We start from the raw sequence: 14,820 nt of genomic DNA, 5'->3' as shown, positions 1-14,820 counted from the left end.
GCAGGGTCCTGTCGAAGGCCGGCTTGACGGGCAGGCGGATCCGCCCTGGGGCGCTGCCCCGTCGGAACCCCGGGCTGCCGCCGCGGTGGTGCGGTGTGCGTGTCCCGGGCGCTGCCCGGGACCGGTGCTGACCCGTGGTAGCGGCCGGCAAAGGCCGGCCACCACCACGGCCCGGTTACAGCTGCATCCACCCGCACGGCCGGTCGCGACCGTCCAGGGCGGTCCAGACCGCGGCACTGGGCCCGTGCTCCTCTATGTCCTCCAGCCGGGCCACGCCGACCGGGACCTTGCGCACCAGATTCACCGCCAGGGGGTGCCCGGACGCCATGGACTTCAGGTCCTCTATCCGGTTGCGCAACCCGAGCCCGCCCACGTTCGTGATCACGAACAGCACCCGTGGGAACAGCGGGTAGCTCTTCTGCCACAACGGCAGCGCGCTCTGCGTCTGGGCGGCGCTGCGCCGCCCGACGGGCAGCGGGGTGTACTCCAGGAACCTGCCGTAGCTGATCAGCTTCGCCGCCAGGCGTTCGCTGCTCATGGTGGCGCGGTCCACCTCGACGAAGGCCCGGAACTGCGCGCGGCCGCCGCCGTCCGCCGCGGCGGTGTAGCGCAGCAGGGCGTCGGCGATGACCGCGTCGTCGTGCTGGTCGGTGAGCTTGTGGTGGCGTTCGGGGATCCAGTCCAGGACCCCGTACTCGTCGCCGCGCCGCCGCGCGTCGGCGAGGAAGGCAAGGTGGGCGCGGAGCACGGTCAGGGTGTGGGCGGTGCGCAGCCGCACCGCGACCGGATCGGTGGACACCGCCGGTGGGATGGGCAGTTGGCGCAGTTCGGGCCAGTCCGCGGCCACGGTGCGGCTGTAGTCGGTCAGGAACCACACGTGGCTCCGGCCGGGCGGCAGAGCGATACGGTCGGCCAGGCCCTGCCGGCGCAGCACCGTCAGCTTCTTGGAGATCCACTGCTGGGAGCGGGCGGGCGCCAGCAACTGGTGGAGCTGGGTCTGGGTGGCCATGCGGTGCTGGTAGAGCACGGCGATCGCCTGCGTGGCCAGGGCGGCGTCGGTCGCGGTCACTGGTGCCTCGATTCGGTGGTACGGCTGCCGGCGTCAGTGCGCGCGCCGCTGCCGGAGCGAGAGGGGGAGGGGCGCCGGGGGCCGGACGGCGGCTTGGCCAGGGTCAGATGCGGCTGCTCCGGCGGTGGCCCGCCGTGCGTCAGGAACCGCAGCACGACCTCGTCCTGGCGCTCGGCGATGGCCAGGCGCTGCACGATGGGTAGGGCGCCCAGGGCGGTCAGGGAACGGCGGGCCAGGTCGGCGGTCTTGTCCGGGGTGCGGATCTTCCGGAAGACCTGTTTGACCTGGGGGCCCTCGATCCGCAGCGGGCCGACGCGCTCGCCGTCCACGGTCAGCGACAGGAAGTGGTTGAACCGGGGGAGCTCGGCGACCAGCGCCGGGTCCACCGCACCGTGCCACTCATCGGTGATGATCTTGATGGCGGCGGCGGATCCGGCGGTGCTGGACAGGATCGACGCGTTCTGGATCAGGCTGTCGCGGGTGGTCTGCTGCACGCGCTGCAGCAGTTGGGTCATCGCGTGCATGCGGATCCCGAACTTGCGCAGTTCCTCGGCGATCGCGGCGATGGTGCTCGATGCGGCGCCGTCCAGGGTGATCAGCTCGTCCAGCCAGACGAAGAAGGGCTGGCGCCGCTTGGCGTCCAGGTCGCGCCGCGACAGGGCGGCCCGGTGCAGATCCTGCATGATCAGCGAGACCAGGAGCCGGTCGGTGGGACCGGTGCCGGCCGGGGAGACCCACACCACCCGACGGGTGTCCATGGCCGTACGGACGTTCCAGCCGCCGGTGGGGGTGCCGAGCAGCGCGTGGGCGACCCGGTCCGCGGCCAGCCGCTCCAGCGGGTTCAGCACGACAGCGAAGGCGTCCTCGCCGTAGGTGGTGAACGTCGTCTCCCACCAGCGGGCGTCCTTGCCGGACAGGCGGCCTACCGCTGCCTGTCGGAAGGCGGGGTCCTGGAGCAGGGTGGGGATCTGGAACACGGTGGCCTGCGACTGCGGCAGGCCGGCGGCGACGGCCGCGGCGTTGACGGCGACCAGGACCTGGACGCACTTGGTCAAGATCGTGAGCGCGCGCGGGGCGGCGATGTCGTTCCAGCCCATGACGGACGCGAACGCGTTGACCGCGGCGGCCGCGACCTGCGCCGGGTCCTGACCCTTGTCCACGGCCAGGGGGTTCCAGCCGCCGACCCGGGCCGCGTCGTGGGGGTTGGTCAGGTCCAGGCGCCAGACCCGGGGGCGGATGCTGTCGTGGGCCAGGTAGGGCTCGGCGGCCCTCCACGAGTCGTTGTGCGGGTCGATGAACAGCACCCCGTGGCCGCCGTGGGCCACCGCGATCGCCTGCACCAGCGAGCGCTCCGTCTTGCCGTAGTTGGCCTTGCCGACCGCCACCCCGAACAGGCTCTCGGACAGCGGGCTGGCGATGAGCCGGCGGGTCCCGTCGGGGGCGGTGTGCCAGCCGTGCGGCATCAGCTCGGCGCTGCCCAGCTCGTAGCTGGGCACCTCGCTGGCCAGCACCGGCACCCGGCAGTGGACGGTGGGCGGTTTCAGCAGCCCGGCCAGTTCACCGATCCCTACCCAGTTCTCCCCGCGCGGCGCCACCAGACCACCGCTCCAGCGCCGGTCGAAACTCCGGGCCCGCCAGGAGGTGTTCGCATCCACCCGCCACGGACCCAGCCGCCACGCATCGACCCCCAGGCGCGAGGACCCCGCAGCGAACACGTCCATGGCGGCCACCAGCAACTGCATCTGCAACTCCGCGCGGCCCACCGTTTCGGAGCAGCAGCGCACCAGCACCTGGACCCGGACCACGCCGTGGTCACTGTCGAGCCGTCCCAGGGTCTGTTCGCGGGAGACCGGCCGTGGGCGGGCGGCCATCGGCAGACGAAGTGAGGTACCGCGGCCCTGGCCGGAGTCCAGCAGACGGCCCATCTGATGGAACCAGGAGTCCTCGAGATCGGCGGCGTCGATTGCATGCGTCCGCGATTCGCGCCGTGCGGCCGCACGGGCACGCTCGCGGGCCCGCGCCATCAGTTGCCAGCGCCGCATCCGCATGCGCCAGCGCGGCACCGGCTGCAGGTCCACGACCACCTCGGCCAGATCGCCCAGATCGGCGCGCAGCGCCGCGACCGCGTCGACGATCGGTTGCAGCGGGTCGGGATCCAGCGGCACCTCGCGCAGAACCGCTGCGGGGTTGCCGCGCACGGTGAACTCCGTGCGCACGGTGTGCTTGCGGTCCTTGTCACGCACCTGCGGTACCTGGGCCACGGTCGCCTCGGCGAAGGGGGTGCCGGCTAGCAGCAGGCCGGCGGATGCGGCGCCTTCCATGCTCCACTCCAGCGGGGAGGAGCCGTCGGCGCGCAACCGAAGGCGCACCGACCTCGCCTTCATCGGCGCCCACCACGGACCCGCGTTCGAGGCCCGCAGCAGCAATGCGGCCTGACGCCAGATCTGCTCCGCTGACGGGTCGAACCGCCTGCTGGGCGTCAGCGTGAACCGGGTCCGCTCCCCGAATGCCTTCACCGCCAGCCGTTCGCGCACCGCGATGCCGGACCCCGCCAGCACGGCACCGGACAGGCCGACGGCCACCGTGTTGCGGGCCAGCCACTGCCCCACCGTCCAGGCATCCGTGGCGATCGACAGCGCCGTCTGCACGACCACGACGCCCAGGCCGGCGCTCACTGGTACCACCGCCCGGCCAGGGCCCGGCCCGGCGTCAGCGCCGGCGCGGGCCGGCCCGGCCCTGGGGTTGAACGGTAGTCAGATACGGTTTCCACGAGGGACCTCCACGATGATCGGCAACGACCATCTGAGAGAACCCCGGGGCGATCACCAGCCGGATCACCAAACCCACCCGGTGCGCATCACGAACACGCATCAACGGCCCACCAGCGCGTATCACCGGTCACCAGCCAGTCACCAGTGACCTGTGACAGCGAAGGTGGACGGGGTGCCACCGCAGGTGGACCGATGGCTGTTCGTGGCAGCGAAGATGGACCGACCAGACTCAGGCCTGGTCAGTGGCGGCCTTGAGGCGTTCAAGCATCTCGCGCTTGGCGTCGAGAGCAGCTGCTTTCGCGTTGATCTCGGCAGCCCAGGCCGCGAGTTCCTGCGCCAGGTCAGATACCGGCTTGCCGGTGTTGAGGTTGTTAGCCCGGTACTGGGCATGGACCCCGTAGCCGTTGCCGGCGCCGTAGGCGAGTTCGTTGTAGGAGTCCGCGATCCCCATCATCGCGCCGCCGAGCCCGCTCACCGCCAAGGAGATCTCCTCAGTCAGTGCTTCGATCATGGTCTTGTCGTCGCTGTCGCTCATGACTCAATGCTTGCAGTTGCCCCTGCACGTCACGGTGGGTATGCCCGAAAACCCCCGAACCGGCGAACTCGGAGTCAGCCCATCCTCGCTGCCACGAACAGCAACCGGTCCACCTTCAGTGGCACCCCGTCCACCCTCGCTGTCACAGGTCAACCAGTGATCCTGGTCTGATTGCTGCCGAAGACGGACCGCCGCAGGTCAGGAGTGCAGAGCCCCCGCAGCACGGTCGCTCAGGTCCAGACGCCCTCGGCGACCTGGCTGGCGGGCTGCCCGGCCAGCCCTGATGGGCCCGGGGGGGAATCCTGGCCGCTGGCAGGGTTACCTCTGTGAATCCGGCTCGTTTTGCCTGGGTGTGAGCGACAAGGAGGTCCCGCTGGACGGCGGCACGATGTACGCCGTCGACGCCGGCAGTGAGCCGTTGCGGCCGCTGGGCATGCAGGCGTGGGCCGTCGACGCGCAGCGGGCCCAGGTGGTCTTCGCGGCCTCGCACCGGGTCGAGACGTTCGCGTTGGCCGGCGGCCGTGGGCCGGATCCGTACCTGGTCGGACTGGCGTCCGGCGGGTGGTCGCGGTTCGAGGACTTCGAGGGTTGGGCGGAGCCGGCTGCTGATTGGTCGGCCGTCCTGGACGTGGCCGGCGACGTCCTCACGGTGACCAGCCGGGACGGCGTCTGCTTCTACGAGGGCGGCCTCAATTGCCCGCGCGCCTGGCGCCGCACCGCGCGCCGTCACGGTGTCTTCGTCGCCCTGGCCGGCAGTATCACCGGCCCCCGGGACATCGCGGAGGCACAGCTGCGGGGGGAGATGTACGCGCTGTTGTGTCCGGTGGTGCTGGTCTGAGCTGGGGCGTGGGGCGTAGTTGTTTCGACTCCGGTGTCGACCATCCCCGCTTCACTGTCGTCGGTCACCAGCCCGAACGGTGCAGCGCCTGCAGCGCGCGCAGACGGTCCTCAGTCGACACGGTGGCCGTTGCGGCGTGGCCGGCCACCAGCCGCAGACACGTCACCAGCGGCACACCGGTCCGAAGCGCGACCTGGTCGGAGGCGGACAGCCACGCCGCATAGGCATTGCGCAGGGCGGTCCGCGCTCCCGGATGGTCGACGCCGTAGTGCCAGGCACGGCGCCCGGCAACATGCACGTTCAGGCTCACGCACCGGCCCTGGTCCCCGGCCAGGTGCGCGACATGCGCCAGCAGTTCCATCGCGTCCAGGACCCGCGGGTGGTCCGGACCGCACCGCACCGCGGTCTCGTCGACCAGTGCGCTGGCCAGGAACACCGCGTCCACCAGGCGCTCCTGCTCGCAGGCCGCGACCAACTGGGCAACGGCACGGGAGAAGTCCGGTCCAGCGCCGAAGCCGTGCGGGACCCACCTGTCCTGCTCCGCACTCGGAGCCACGATGCCTGCGCCCGACAGCGCGTCGGCGGCCGGATTCGAGCGCTCCGGCTCCGCCGTACCCCGAAGCCAGCCGGGCACCGCCGCGAAGCGGCGCCGGATCGGGCCACTGAACACCACCCGCAGGAACGGTCCGACCGGCCACAGCAGCAGCGCCAGAGCCAACACCACCGCCGTCCAGGCGGCCCGGTCCACCAGGCGGATCTCACCGTCGATGTGCTCGGGCCGCATCCGCTCGGGCAGATCGGTGCCGGCCAGCGCGAGGTAGCCCAGACCGACGCCGGCATACGCCACGGCGGCCACCAGAACCGGGGGCAACGGGCCCGGAAGGCCGGGCAGGACCGGAACGGACATCGGGAACCTCCGGGACGAGGGACGGGTGTGCCGTCCAGGCAAGCCCCACCCCGTCACCGCTCAAGCCACCAGTCCCGGGTCACACGGTCACGAGTACGCCTCAAAGCCCTGGTGACCGCACTGGTTACCCACCCAACCACCACCACCGGCGGCGGCCCCTCGACCGGCACAGTGACCGCGGTGTCGACCCGTACCCTCCCCACGGCACGGTACCAGCGGTACTATCGGTGCCATGGCAGATGACAAGGGAAGTAAAGCCCTGAACCTTCGCTTCAAGGACGCCCAGCAGCACCAGGCCATCACCCACGCCGCCCGCGCCGCCGGCGTCAGCGTCCAGGACTACATCCTGGAAGCCGCGCTGCGCCGCGCCTTGGCCGTCCAGGACCGCTTCGTCCAAGCAGCACTGGACGCCCACCGCATCACCGCCGACGCCTTCGCCGACCTCGACCCCCAGGACAGCCGGCCCGACACCGAACTGCGCAGCCGCGAACACGCGGCATCTCGCAGCCTCCACACCGACGCGGACCACCGCCGGGGCAGTGCCGCGTGACCCAGTTCGCCGAAGTGCCCTACCTGCTCCGCCTCGCCGAAACGCTTCACGGCGATCCTCAGGTCGACGACCTCGGACCCTTGTATGCCGCCGTCGCCCGCCACCAGGCCGCCGCGTTGGGCCAGGATGTCTACGGCAGCGACTGGCTCAAGGCCGCCGCTCTGCTGGACACACTGGCCAGGCTGCCCAGCCTGGAGCACAGCAACCGCGCCTTCGCCTGGGCCGCCGCCATCGGCTTCCTCACTATCAACGACCGCACGCTGGACTACAAAGCCGCCGATGCCGTCACCCTGGTCAAGGACGTCTCCAACGGTCTGATCGGGGTCCAGCAGACCGCCTCGATCCTCCGGTCCTGGCAAGCCGGCCACTGACTCACCATCGATGCTGCTCGGGGCCCGCCCCTACTCGTGCTGGACCTACGCGCGAGCGCGCGCGAGAGCGGATCCGTCAGGAGCTGCGTTCGAAATCCAGGATGCTCAGCTCTCACCTGCACCGCAGCGTGGTCCGGTCCCGCTGGTGCACTTGAGGCCGCCTTCGACGCAGCAGCTGCGACCGCACAGCAGCACTGCGTTCGGGTCCTTCCAGTACGGCACCTCACGTGCGCAGCACCCGCACCCACAGACACGGACGCCATCGCTGTTCACAGGCTGGTAGTCAAGCTGGTCCACGCACTGCACAACGAAGCACTGGCCTCCTCAGTGCCGCCGCTCCAGAGAGATCAAACGCAGCTGCTCAGGCCACGTCGCGGACTGCGTAGGCCAGCAACTCCTTGAGGGCAGCGTCCTCCGACGCCGGCGGACGCTGTTGCCAGGCGGCCATGGTGGCTTGGACCGTCTCGGTGACCGCTTGGACGCGGCTGGTGAGGTCGTCGTCCAGGGCAGTGCTCATGCCGTCGTCGTCGCGCCCGGTGACAACGACAGTGCCGTAAAGCTGGTACGGCAGCGGAATCCTGCGCCAGGCGCTCGCAAGGGTCCAGGCGGTCAAGTTCGCCACCAGCCCTTCCCGTTGGCCGTTGTCGTGCACCCACAGCAGCGATCGCTGGTGATAGACGGCCTGGTCCGGGGTCCCGCCCAGGATGCCGCGCAAGGCAGACCGAAGGTCCGCGGTGCCGTCGGGGAGCTTGACCACGGTCGCTTGGCCGTCGGTGTCGATACGGATCGCGTTCGCCAGCACGATGAGCGCCTCTCAGATCAGGTGAGTCCGAACAAGGATGCCACCGGGTGGGTGGACTACGAACGCTGCCTCCGAAGGAAATACTCAGACCTGCAAGGTCCGGATCGGCGCGCTGGCTCTGGTCTAACCCCCGCCGGGGCGGACCAAGGAGCGCGGCCCCCAACCGCGCGCCCCGGCCTACCCCGATTCCCGTGCCCTCCCAGCCCCGGCCTGGGAGGATAGCGCGGTGGACTCCGTGGACGAAAGCGACGAACTGCTCGAGAACTACGACCTGGCCAGGTCGTGGCTGATGGGTGCGATGCACGGCCTGTCCGACGCCTACCGCGAGCTGGGCTCCGGAACCGGGCGCGGCTTCGGCCCGATGGCGGAGTACCGGGAGAACAACCTCAACACCCGCCGACCAGTCGCGGAATTCGCCCAGGAGTTGGCGGTGCAGGCCGCCGTCATTGCGAAGAAGGCCGGCGAGCTCGACGCGATGACCGAGGCGCTGCAACGCCGTCAGGCCCAGGACGGCTGACCGCCCAGCCGCTCCCGGCTACAGCCGCGCCTTCGCGAGCTCTGCGGCGAACTTGGCCAGGGGAACGTCGTCGGGATCGTAGTTGCCGAGCCACTGCCGGGTCTCCCGGCATTCGGTGCACTGGTCCTCGCCGCCTTCTTCCTGCTCTTGCTCGCACCTGTCGCAGGTGGCCTCGGGGTCGAAGAACTCCAGCAGCTCCATGAAGCCGTCGCAGCCGCCGGCGTCCTCGGGCGGGCAGGCGCGGCCGCCGTCCAGCAGCAGCACCTGGCGGCTCGGGTCCCCTCACGACCTGCTCCACCGTCAGGCGGTGCCGCCAGCAATCTCCGAAGTCGTATTCGTACACCAGTTCCCGACCCGGGCGCAGTACCTCACCGACGCTGGTGCCCTGGTGATCGAGCAGCTCCAGCTCGCGGTCCTCGACGCCGAAGCAGCGCCCGTCGTCGGCGATGAACTGGTGCATGTGGCAGTTCCACCAGCCCATGGCGATCTGCAGCACCTTGTGCAGCCCAGCTAGGCTCAGCGAGGACGCACCTGCAGGCTGCGCCAGATCACCGGTTCGATGTCCTGCAGCTCCACCCGCACCTGGTAGGACTCGCTCACCGCGACCTTGGGCGTCTTGCTGCTACTCATGGCCCCTATGCTCCCAGCGGTGCGCGTGACCCGGTCGGGGATTCACCCGATGCTGACCGCCTCTCGGACGGGATGCCCTCGGTGGACCTCACTCGCCCGCAGTTGGGGGGCCTGGCCGAGTGGTCGGTCGAAGCCGACCGCACCGGACTGCACTACATCCAGCGCAACGGCACCGGCCGCTGGTACCAGCCGCCCGTGCCGTGGACCCCGCCCGCGGACTGGCTGGCCGCCGCGCACTACTTCGAGACGTTCTTGTTCCTGACTGCGCCGGCGGACTCGATCCCCACCCAACGGCTAGAGACCGCCGCCGGCGACCTGTCGGACCTGGTCGCGGTCGGCCGCCGCGACGTCCTGTTCGGCGGCATCATGTCGATCAACGGCCTCGCATGAGCAGGCCCGAACCCCCGTGCTGGGTCGAGGCCCTGGCCGTCTACGGGTGGGCCGTCCAGCACGGCGGCCTCCCCTTGGCGTACGCCGCCGACGTCCTGGCCGACCACGGCCTGCTGACCCTGGACGACAAGCACAGCCGCAGCCAGCGGCTGGAGATCGCCCGCCAGCAACTCCAGGACTGGGAGGACGCTCTGGTCTGGATGGAGTGGCCAGGGGACGACGCCATCGACCGAGAGCGCTGGGACCAGGGCGCCGACTGGGAACTGCGCGAAGGCGCCATCCGCAGCCTGCAGCAGGCCGGACTGCCCTACCAGGACGATGAGAGCACCAACGCGCTGCTGAGCAGGTACGCCAGCTTCCGCGCCGCCCAGTGCCGGGCCCGGGCCCGGCTGCAGCGGCCGAAGCAGCGCCCCGGGGGAGTCACCGGCCCGGAGTAGCCGCCAGAACTGGGAAGGGGTCGACCGCCACGGTGGTCGTCCCCTTCGCCGTACGCGCCCAGCCCATCCCGGAGAACCCGCTGAGTCGACCCCGGGCGTGGAGGGACACTTCACCCATGACTCAACCCAGCAACGCGCCGAACGAGTTCGAGACCCAGCAGGCCCGCGCCGCCGGGGACGCTCTACGCACGGGCGACACCGACCGTTCCGAGCGCCTGGCCCGTCACGTCGTCGCTGAGGGAGCCACTAGCCCGGAGGAGGAGCTGGCGATGTCGGAGACGCTGCGGGCCGCCGGCCTCTTCCAGCGGGCGACGATGGCAGCCGAGGCGGGGGACCGGGCCGAGCATGACCGGCTGCTGGACGAGATGGCGAAGACCTGCCCACCCAGGCTCATCACCCAGACCCTGGCCGCCGCCATGCTGCAGGCCGGACAGCGCACGGGCTGGCTGACCGCCGCCCAGCACGACCAGCTCACCGGATGGATGACTCAGCTGGGCATGGGTCCCGAGATCATGGCCATGGTCGCTGCGATCGAGCGGCGCTGACCGCAGGTCAGCCCTCGCAGAGACAATCCCGGGCCGGTGTCGAGCTGCCCGGTCAGGGCCAGGGTCGGGGGCTCCCAGAAGCTCAGCGCAGCGCCGTCGCAAGCTCCGACGTGCGCCCAGACCCGCCACTCCTCACCCATACAAGTACAGGAGAGGGGCTCACAGAGGGGGTTGTCGGGATTCCCCGATGGCAGTAACCAGCGCTCCCACCTGCGGATTCATCCAGACACTGGTAGGAGTCGGCGTTCCCAGTCACTACCCCCGCCACTACCCCAGTCACTACCCCCGGTACAACCGCAGTCACTACCCCCGTGCGTGCCCCACCAGGTCGCCGCCGCCCTCGCAACTGCACTCCGACACCGCGTAAGGGCCCCCGCCCGGAGGCTCCACCGGCCTCCGCGCGACCCCGATCTGACCGGGCAGGGCGCTGGTGCTGAGGGGCGCTGGCACACTGGCGGGGCCGTCCCGTCGACCAAGGAGTTCTCGTGCCGCCCAAGAAGAAGTCCACCGCCGAACTCGCCGTCACCGCCCGTGACCTCATCGAGCAGCTGAACCGCGACGTCCTGGACGACGCGGGGACGCTGACCGCACCGAACATCCATGACACGACGCGGGTGCTCATGTCGCTGGTGGACCGGCTGCCGCAGGCCTTCGAGCAACTGCGGGCTGCCGCCGGCGACGCCCAGGCGCTCGCCCACCGGCTCGCCGCCCCGGCCCGCACCCTGTTCTCGATGGGCCACAACGGCTGACCGGAGGCGCCCATGGGACCCCCCGAAGAGACGGACCCACCACCCACCGCCGCCGGACGAGCAACAGACCGTGCAACCGAAACGGCTCCCCAGTCACTCCGGCCCTCGCCTTGACCGACGCGCTACGCCCAGCGCATACCCAGTTCGGTCAGTGCCTGGGCCCGCTTTACAGGGATGGAGGCCCTCCTGGTCCGGCTGTTGGTGATGAACAACCCCAGGCTGACCTCCACCTGGGTGCCGTCGTCCAGGACCAGCGTCTCCTTCTTGCCACGGGGTACGTTCAGGTGCCCTTCCCGGGCCCGGAACTGAGCTGCGGCCAGCAAGTTCCGGCGTTCCGTCTCCGCGTGCGACACCGGCCCCTTCGGACGCTGCTCCGGGGCCATCGGAGCCAGTCCGAGGACGTGCTGGCACATCCACTGCTGGGCCGGCCGCAGTTGATCCCAGCCGAGCTGCTGGTCGCGCCCCCAGGCTGCGAGGTCCACACCCTGGACGGCGACCGTGCCCGGCCGCGCCCCGGCGAGCTGGCCGCCGCCCTGGACGAACCGGCGAGCGAGGGTGAAGGAGCGCTGCCACTCCAGGGTCCAGCCGGTGGGGCACCAGGCCGGGTCGATGGCGTCCAACGCCGCCTTGCGCTCCGCGGTCAACGCGCCGGTCCAGTCCAGGTCGGTCTCTCCGGCTTCCTGACGTTGCTGCAGGTTCTCGGTGCGACGCTGGGCGGTGCGGGCATTCTTCATGATCACGCCGACGGGGCGGCCGTGGAAGACGGCGTCGTTGGGCGGGCAGGCGTGGCCGTGTTCGGCGGCGTAGGCGGTGACGGCGACCAGATTGTCGGTGAACGCGGTGTCGAACACGGACCACACGAAGCCGAGCTCGTCCAGCAGGGCGGTGCGTTCCTGGTCCAGGACGCCGGCGGCCTTGTACCGGCGCTGGTCCGCGACCCACACGCCCAGCCGGTACCCGTCCGCGGCCTGGTAGGCGTAGGGAACCTTCACGTCGCCGAACTCGGCCTTGTAGGTGAGCAGGTACTCCAGGCCGCGCCGGAACGCTTCCTGCTCCGGCTCCAGGACCCGGGTCTTGACGAAGGCAGCGATGACGGCGGGGTCGCGTTCGGTGGAGAAGTGCAGCAACTGCTGCTCGCCCTGCGCGGATGCCTCGGTGCCGGGGGTGGGGGTGCGTTCGGGCCGGGTGTCGGACTGCGGCAGGGTCAGGCGCTCGATCGCGGCGGCGTCGTGGGAGCGCAGCGCGAGCAGGATCTTGGACAGGCCGTCGTAGGCTCGGGAGGACAGCAGTTCGCCGCCGGTCTCGCCGGGGGCCAGCAGGATCGGGACCACGATGCTGGCCACCTTCCCGCTGCCGGGGCGGATCCGCAGGGCGCGGCCGATGGCCTGGACCAGGTCGACCATGGAGCCGCGCACGTCGGCGAAGTAGACCGCGTCGCACTCGAAGGTGTCCATGCCCTCGGAGAGCACCTTCACCGAGGTGAGGATGTAGCGCAGGAGCCGCCAGCCGTCCTCGCCGATGAGGGTGGTGAAGGTGCCCATCACCTGCCGGCGCTCGCTGGAGGTGTGCTCGGCCTCCAGCCACGCGGTGCCGATCAGCTTGGGGTCCGGGTGCAGGGACGGGTCCTGGGCGTGCAACACGGTGGCGACGTCGTGCAGGCCGGTGCTGGTGGCGCGGGCCTCGGGAACGCGGTGGTGGAAGGACAGCACCCGGGCCAGGTCCCATTCCGCCGCCGCAGTGAGCACAGCGGTCTGCAGGGCGGCCAGGCGGGCGCCGCGGTAGGCCACGGAGCGCTCGTCCACACTGCGCTGCTGCAGGCCCTGCAGCACGGGGTCGGCCACGTCCACGCACACGATCCGGTAGGGGGCGATCACGCCGTCGGCGATGGCCTGCCCGAGCGGGTAGTCCGCGGCGATGGGGCCGAAGACCTCCTCATCATCCATCGAGGCGACAAGCTCCGGTGCCTCCAGGCCGGCCGACGCCGCCTTCTTCCGGTCCTCCTCCTTGAGTCCCCACAGCCTGGGCGTGGCCGTCATGAACAAGCGCCGGTCCGCCGGGATTCGACTGTTGTCCAAGATCGCCGCCCAGGGCCGGTCCACCACCCCGGACACCCGGTGGGCCTCATCCACCACCGCGAGCGTCCAGGCCGGCAGTCCCAGCCGGTGTGCCTCCTCCAGCAGCCCCAACCCCAGGCTGGAGTAGGTGGCGAAGACCGTGACCCTGCCCTTGGCCCGCCTCACCCACTCCAGCAGCTCCGCCGGATTGCTGGTGCAGGGAACCCCTGCCGGCTGCTCCCTGCCGCGCAGCGAGCAGAGTCCGAACATCCGCCCGCCGAACCCCTCGCGCTGCCACACCTCCGCCGTCTGCTCCAGCAGCGGCAGCGAGGGGACCACCACCAGGTTCAGCTCCGAGTACAGCCGCATGGCCACATGAACGGCCGTCAGACTCTTGCCCGATCCCGTCGCGGCCCGGATCTGGCACCGCAGACCTCCCAGCGGCACGATCCCGGACGCCGGGATCGTCAGAAGTCGTACGGAGGCATCACACGCCTCCTCCTGGTTAGGACGCAGCTTCTTATGCCGCTTCATCATGGCGACCCCTTCCCTTTTCCGAATTCATGCGGCCTGACAGCATCGGGTGCCAGACTGGTCAAATGAGCCGCGCTATTCCGCGAGCAGAGCGCCGTCCATGGCGGCGTCCAGGACGTGGTCCCACAGGAGCCGGGCCCTGCGTAGGTCCGCCCACGCCGCGTGCCAGTGCCTCGACTTGCGCCCCTGGGTGCGGATCAGCAGCATCAGCGCTGTCTCCCGGGCTTCCAGCACGTCCAGCGCGGCCTTCTGCTCCACCGTCAGAGCCACGGCGTCGCCTCCGCGGACGGCACAGCCGGCGGAAGGACGGCCACCGCGGGGACGTGGACCAGGCCCGCAGCGGCAGCCTCGACATGCTCGGCCAGGAGCACCACTACCTGCTCCGGGCTCACCCCCAGCTCCCGCGCCAGCGCCTTGAGGCGACGCGAAGCCGGGCCAGGAAGGCGAACATACAGCTCCAGCTCCTGACCCTGCTCCCACCGATCACGCTCCAGGCGCTCCTCCTGCTCCCGCCTGGCCAGGAGCAGGGCCTCGCGCTCTGCGATCCAGGCCTGCGCCTGCACATCGCGGTCCGCGTCGTAGGCTGGCCACTCCTGGGTGCGGACGAGGTCGGTAACCCGGTCCCACTCCCTGGCCTCGACTGCGGCCAGCCAGCCGGACTCCTCATCCCGGCCGGCGTGCCGCTCCCAGTCTCGGGCCCGCTCCAACTCTCCCCCGAGCGCCTCCAGGCCCTTACCTCGCGCCAGCCGCTGAACCCGCACCCGCGTTGAGAATTCCAGACCGTCCACACTGTCCTCCATCAACCTCTCCTATGCATTTTCTCTGCCACTGTTCCGGGAAATGATACGAGGCGCAATCTCGCACAATTCAGAGGCTTTATAAAATTCCCCGGAACCTTGCCAATAACACAGACTCTAGCGCAGATGCATCTTTGATGCAGCAGAACGACCGAACCCGAGTGCACGTCACCCAAACGTGCGACCCTGGCAGGTGACGGTCCATCATCAAGACGTCCGCCAAGGCGCGAAGCGCCCACCATCCGCCAATCCGCCAGACTCAACACCCTGAACCCTGATCAACTCCGCAGCGAAGCGCAGGAGTTGATCCCATCAGTCCCAGCC

At 70.3% G+C, this 14,820-nt stretch carries 18 protein-coding genes and 1 pseudogene; 8 read left to right on the top strand and 11 right to left on the bottom strand.

Features of this window, described 5'->3' with window-relative positions; genetic code table 11:
• Positions 1-175: 175 nt before the first annotated feature.
• From IF29_RS0139580 to IF29_RS0139570, 3 genes are all read right to left on the bottom strand, one after another.
• Entirely contained in the window at positions 176-1,069 is an 894-nt protein-coding gene (locus IF29_RS0139580; protein WP_051726637.1) for a replication-relaxation family protein, read from the bottom strand.
• On the bottom strand, positions 1,066-3,744 hold the full coding sequence (locus IF29_RS0139575; RefSeq protein WP_063757728.1) for a type IV secretory system conjugative DNA transfer family protein: 2,679 nt from the start codon (positions 3,742-3,744) through the stop codon (positions 1,066-1,068). The genes IF29_RS0139580 and IF29_RS0139575 overlap by 4 nt, the downstream gene beginning before the upstream one ends.
• 325 nt (positions 3,745-4,069) lie before the next feature.
• Positions 4,070-4,375, bottom strand: a complete 306-nt coding sequence (locus IF29_RS0139570) for a hypothetical protein (protein WP_030266760.1) — start codon at positions 4,373-4,375, stop codon at positions 4,070-4,072.
• 352 nt (positions 4,376-4,727) lie between these two features.
• Between IF29_RS0139570 and IF29_RS0139565 the strand changes: the two genes are divergently transcribed.
• The gene (locus tag IF29_RS0139565) at positions 4,728-5,213 is read left to right on the top strand and encodes a hypothetical protein (protein ID WP_030266758.1); all 486 of its coding nucleotides are present in this window, start codon (positions 4,728-4,730) and stop codon (positions 5,211-5,213) included.
• Between the two features lie 64 nt (positions 5,214-5,277).
• On the opposite strand, the gene IF29_RS0139560 is transcribed toward IF29_RS0139565, so the two are convergent.
• The gene (locus IF29_RS0139560; protein WP_030266755.1) at positions 5,278-6,120 is read right to left on the bottom strand and encodes a hypothetical protein; all 843 of its coding nucleotides are present in this window, start codon (positions 6,118-6,120) and stop codon (positions 5,278-5,280) included.
• A gap of 232 nt (positions 6,121-6,352) precedes the next feature.
• Here IF29_RS0139560 and IF29_RS0139555 point away from each other — a divergent pair, with 232 nt between their 5' ends.
• The gene (locus tag IF29_RS0139555) at positions 6,353-6,670 is read left to right on the top strand and encodes a type II toxin -antitoxin system TacA 1-like antitoxin (RefSeq protein ID WP_030266753.1); all 318 of its coding nucleotides are present in this window, start codon (positions 6,353-6,355) and stop codon (positions 6,668-6,670) included.
• Positions 6,667-7,041, top strand: a complete 375-nt coding sequence (locus IF29_RS0139550) for a hypothetical protein (protein WP_030266751.1) — start codon at positions 6,667-6,669, stop codon at positions 7,039-7,041. Before IF29_RS0139555 ends, IF29_RS0139550 begins: the two co-directional genes overlap by 4 nt.
• A gap of 361 nt (positions 7,042-7,402) precedes the next feature.
• Here the strand turns inward: IF29_RS0139550 and IF29_RS0139545 are convergent, their stop codons facing one another.
• Entirely contained in the window at positions 7,403-7,843 is a 441-nt protein-coding gene (locus IF29_RS0139545) for a DUF3846 domain-containing protein (protein ID WP_030266748.1), read from the bottom strand.
• Positions 7,844-8,069: 226 nt separating this feature from the next.
• On the opposite strand from IF29_RS0139545, the gene IF29_RS0139540 reads away from it, so the two are divergent.
• A complete protein-coding gene (locus IF29_RS0139540) occupies positions 8,070-8,360 on the top strand; it encodes a hypothetical protein (protein WP_030266744.1) in 291 nt (96 codons plus the stop codon).
• 18 nt (positions 8,361-8,378) lie between these two features.
• Here IF29_RS0139540 and IF29_RS48725 read toward each other — a convergent pair whose 3' ends face one another.
• From IF29_RS48725 to IF29_RS48305, 3 genes and pseudogenes are all read right to left on the bottom strand, one after another.
• Entirely contained in the window at positions 8,379-8,624 is a 246-nt protein-coding gene (locus IF29_RS48725) for an IS1096 element passenger TnpR family protein (protein ID WP_030266741.1), read from the bottom strand.
• A 67-nt stretch (positions 8,625-8,691) separates the two neighbouring features.
• Positions 8,692-8,841 (bottom strand): annotated as a pseudogene (locus IF29_RS49150) (plasmid pRiA4b ORF-3 family protein); the annotation flags it as partial.
• Between the two features lie 35 nt (positions 8,842-8,876).
• Positions 8,877-8,990: a plasmid pRiA4b ORF-3 family protein gene (locus IF29_RS48305; RefSeq protein WP_232242843.1), complete on the bottom strand. Its 114-nt coding sequence runs from the start codon at positions 8,988-8,990 to the stop codon at positions 8,877-8,879.
• Positions 8,991-9,071: 81 nt separating this feature from the next.
• Here IF29_RS48305 and IF29_RS0139520 point away from each other — a divergent pair, with 81 nt between their 5' ends.
• The 4 genes from IF29_RS0139520 to IF29_RS0139505 all read left to right on the top strand — a co-directional run bounded on the left by IF29_RS0139520 (position 9,072) and on the right by IF29_RS0139505 (position 11,111).
• Positions 9,072-9,380 (top strand): hypothetical protein, encoded by a 309-nt coding sequence (locus tag IF29_RS0139520; RefSeq protein WP_157624166.1) that lies wholly within the window; start codon positions 9,072-9,074, stop codon positions 9,378-9,380.
• Positions 9,377-9,817 carry a hypothetical protein gene (locus IF29_RS0139515; protein ID WP_030266732.1) on the top strand — a complete coding sequence of 147 codons (441 nt, stop codon included), beginning with the start codon at positions 9,377-9,379 and terminating at the stop codon, positions 9,815-9,817. The genes IF29_RS0139520 and IF29_RS0139515 overlap by 4 nt, the downstream gene beginning before the upstream one ends.
• 116 nt (positions 9,818-9,933) lie before the next feature.
• A complete protein-coding gene (locus IF29_RS0139510; protein WP_030266729.1) occupies positions 9,934-10,362 on the top strand; it encodes a hypothetical protein in 429 nt (142 codons plus the stop codon).
• A 485-nt stretch (positions 10,363-10,847) separates the two neighbouring features.
• Positions 10,848-11,111: a hypothetical protein gene (locus IF29_RS0139505; protein ID WP_030266726.1), complete on the top strand. Its 264-nt coding sequence runs from the start codon at positions 10,848-10,850 to the stop codon at positions 11,109-11,111.
• Positions 11,112-11,233: 122 nt separating this feature from the next.
• Here the strand turns inward: IF29_RS0139505 and IF29_RS0139500 are convergent, their stop codons facing one another.
• The 3 genes from IF29_RS0139500 to IF29_RS46635 form a co-directional block, all read right to left on the bottom strand.
• Entirely contained in the window at positions 11,234-13,699 is a 2,466-nt protein-coding gene (locus IF29_RS0139500; RefSeq protein WP_084715518.1) for a DEAD/DEAH box helicase, read from the bottom strand.
• A gap of 75 nt (positions 13,700-13,774) precedes the next feature.
• The gene (locus IF29_RS46640; RefSeq protein ID WP_051726635.1) at positions 13,775-13,969 is read right to left on the bottom strand and encodes a hypothetical protein; all 195 of its coding nucleotides are present in this window, start codon (positions 13,967-13,969) and stop codon (positions 13,775-13,777) included.
• On the bottom strand, positions 13,960-14,460 hold the full coding sequence (locus tag IF29_RS46635; RefSeq protein ID WP_157624165.1) for a hypothetical protein: 501 nt from the start codon (positions 14,458-14,460) through the stop codon (positions 13,960-13,962). The genes IF29_RS46640 and IF29_RS46635 overlap by 10 nt, the downstream gene beginning before the upstream one ends.
• Positions 14,461-14,820: the final 360 nt, after the last annotated feature.

It is taken from the genome of Streptacidiphilus jeojiense (assembly GCF_000719095.1).
In the GTDB taxonomy this organism is placed as follows: Bacteria; Actinomycetota; Actinomycetes; order Streptomycetales; family Streptomycetaceae; genus Streptacidiphilus; species Streptacidiphilus jeojiensis.
Note: the sequence above shows the minus strand (reverse complement) of the source record. Positions and strands in the feature narration are given on the sequence as shown.

What these genes read in the sequence shown, in the direction of transcription:
- IF29_RS0139570 (WP_030266760.1), bottom strand. Translation starts at nt 4,375, where the DNA reads ATGAGCGACAGCGACGACAAGACCATGATCGAAGCACTGACTGAGGAG.
- IF29_RS0139560 (WP_030266755.1), bottom strand. Translation starts at nt 6,120, where the DNA reads ATGTCCGTTCCGGTCCTGCCCGGCCTTCCGGGCCCGTTGCCCCCGGTT.
- IF29_RS0139555 (WP_030266753.1), top strand. Translation starts at nt 6,353, where the DNA reads ATGGCAGATGACAAGGGAAGTAAAGCCCTGAACCTTCGCTTCAAGGAC.
- IF29_RS48305 (WP_232242843.1), bottom strand. Translation starts at nt 8,990, where the DNA reads ATGAGTAGCAGCAAGACGCCCAAGGTCGCGGTGAGCGAGTCCTACCAG.
- IF29_RS0139515 (WP_030266732.1), top strand. Translation starts at nt 9,377, where the DNA reads ATGAGCAGGCCCGAACCCCCGTGCTGGGTCGAGGCCCTGGCCGTCTAC.
- IF29_RS0139510 (WP_030266729.1), top strand. Translation starts at nt 9,934, where the DNA reads ATGACTCAACCCAGCAACGCGCCGAACGAGTTCGAGACCCAGCAGGCC.
- IF29_RS0139500 (WP_084715518.1), bottom strand. Translation starts at nt 13,699, where the DNA reads ATGAAGCGGCATAAGAAGCTGCGTCCTAACCAGGAGGAGGCGTGTGAT.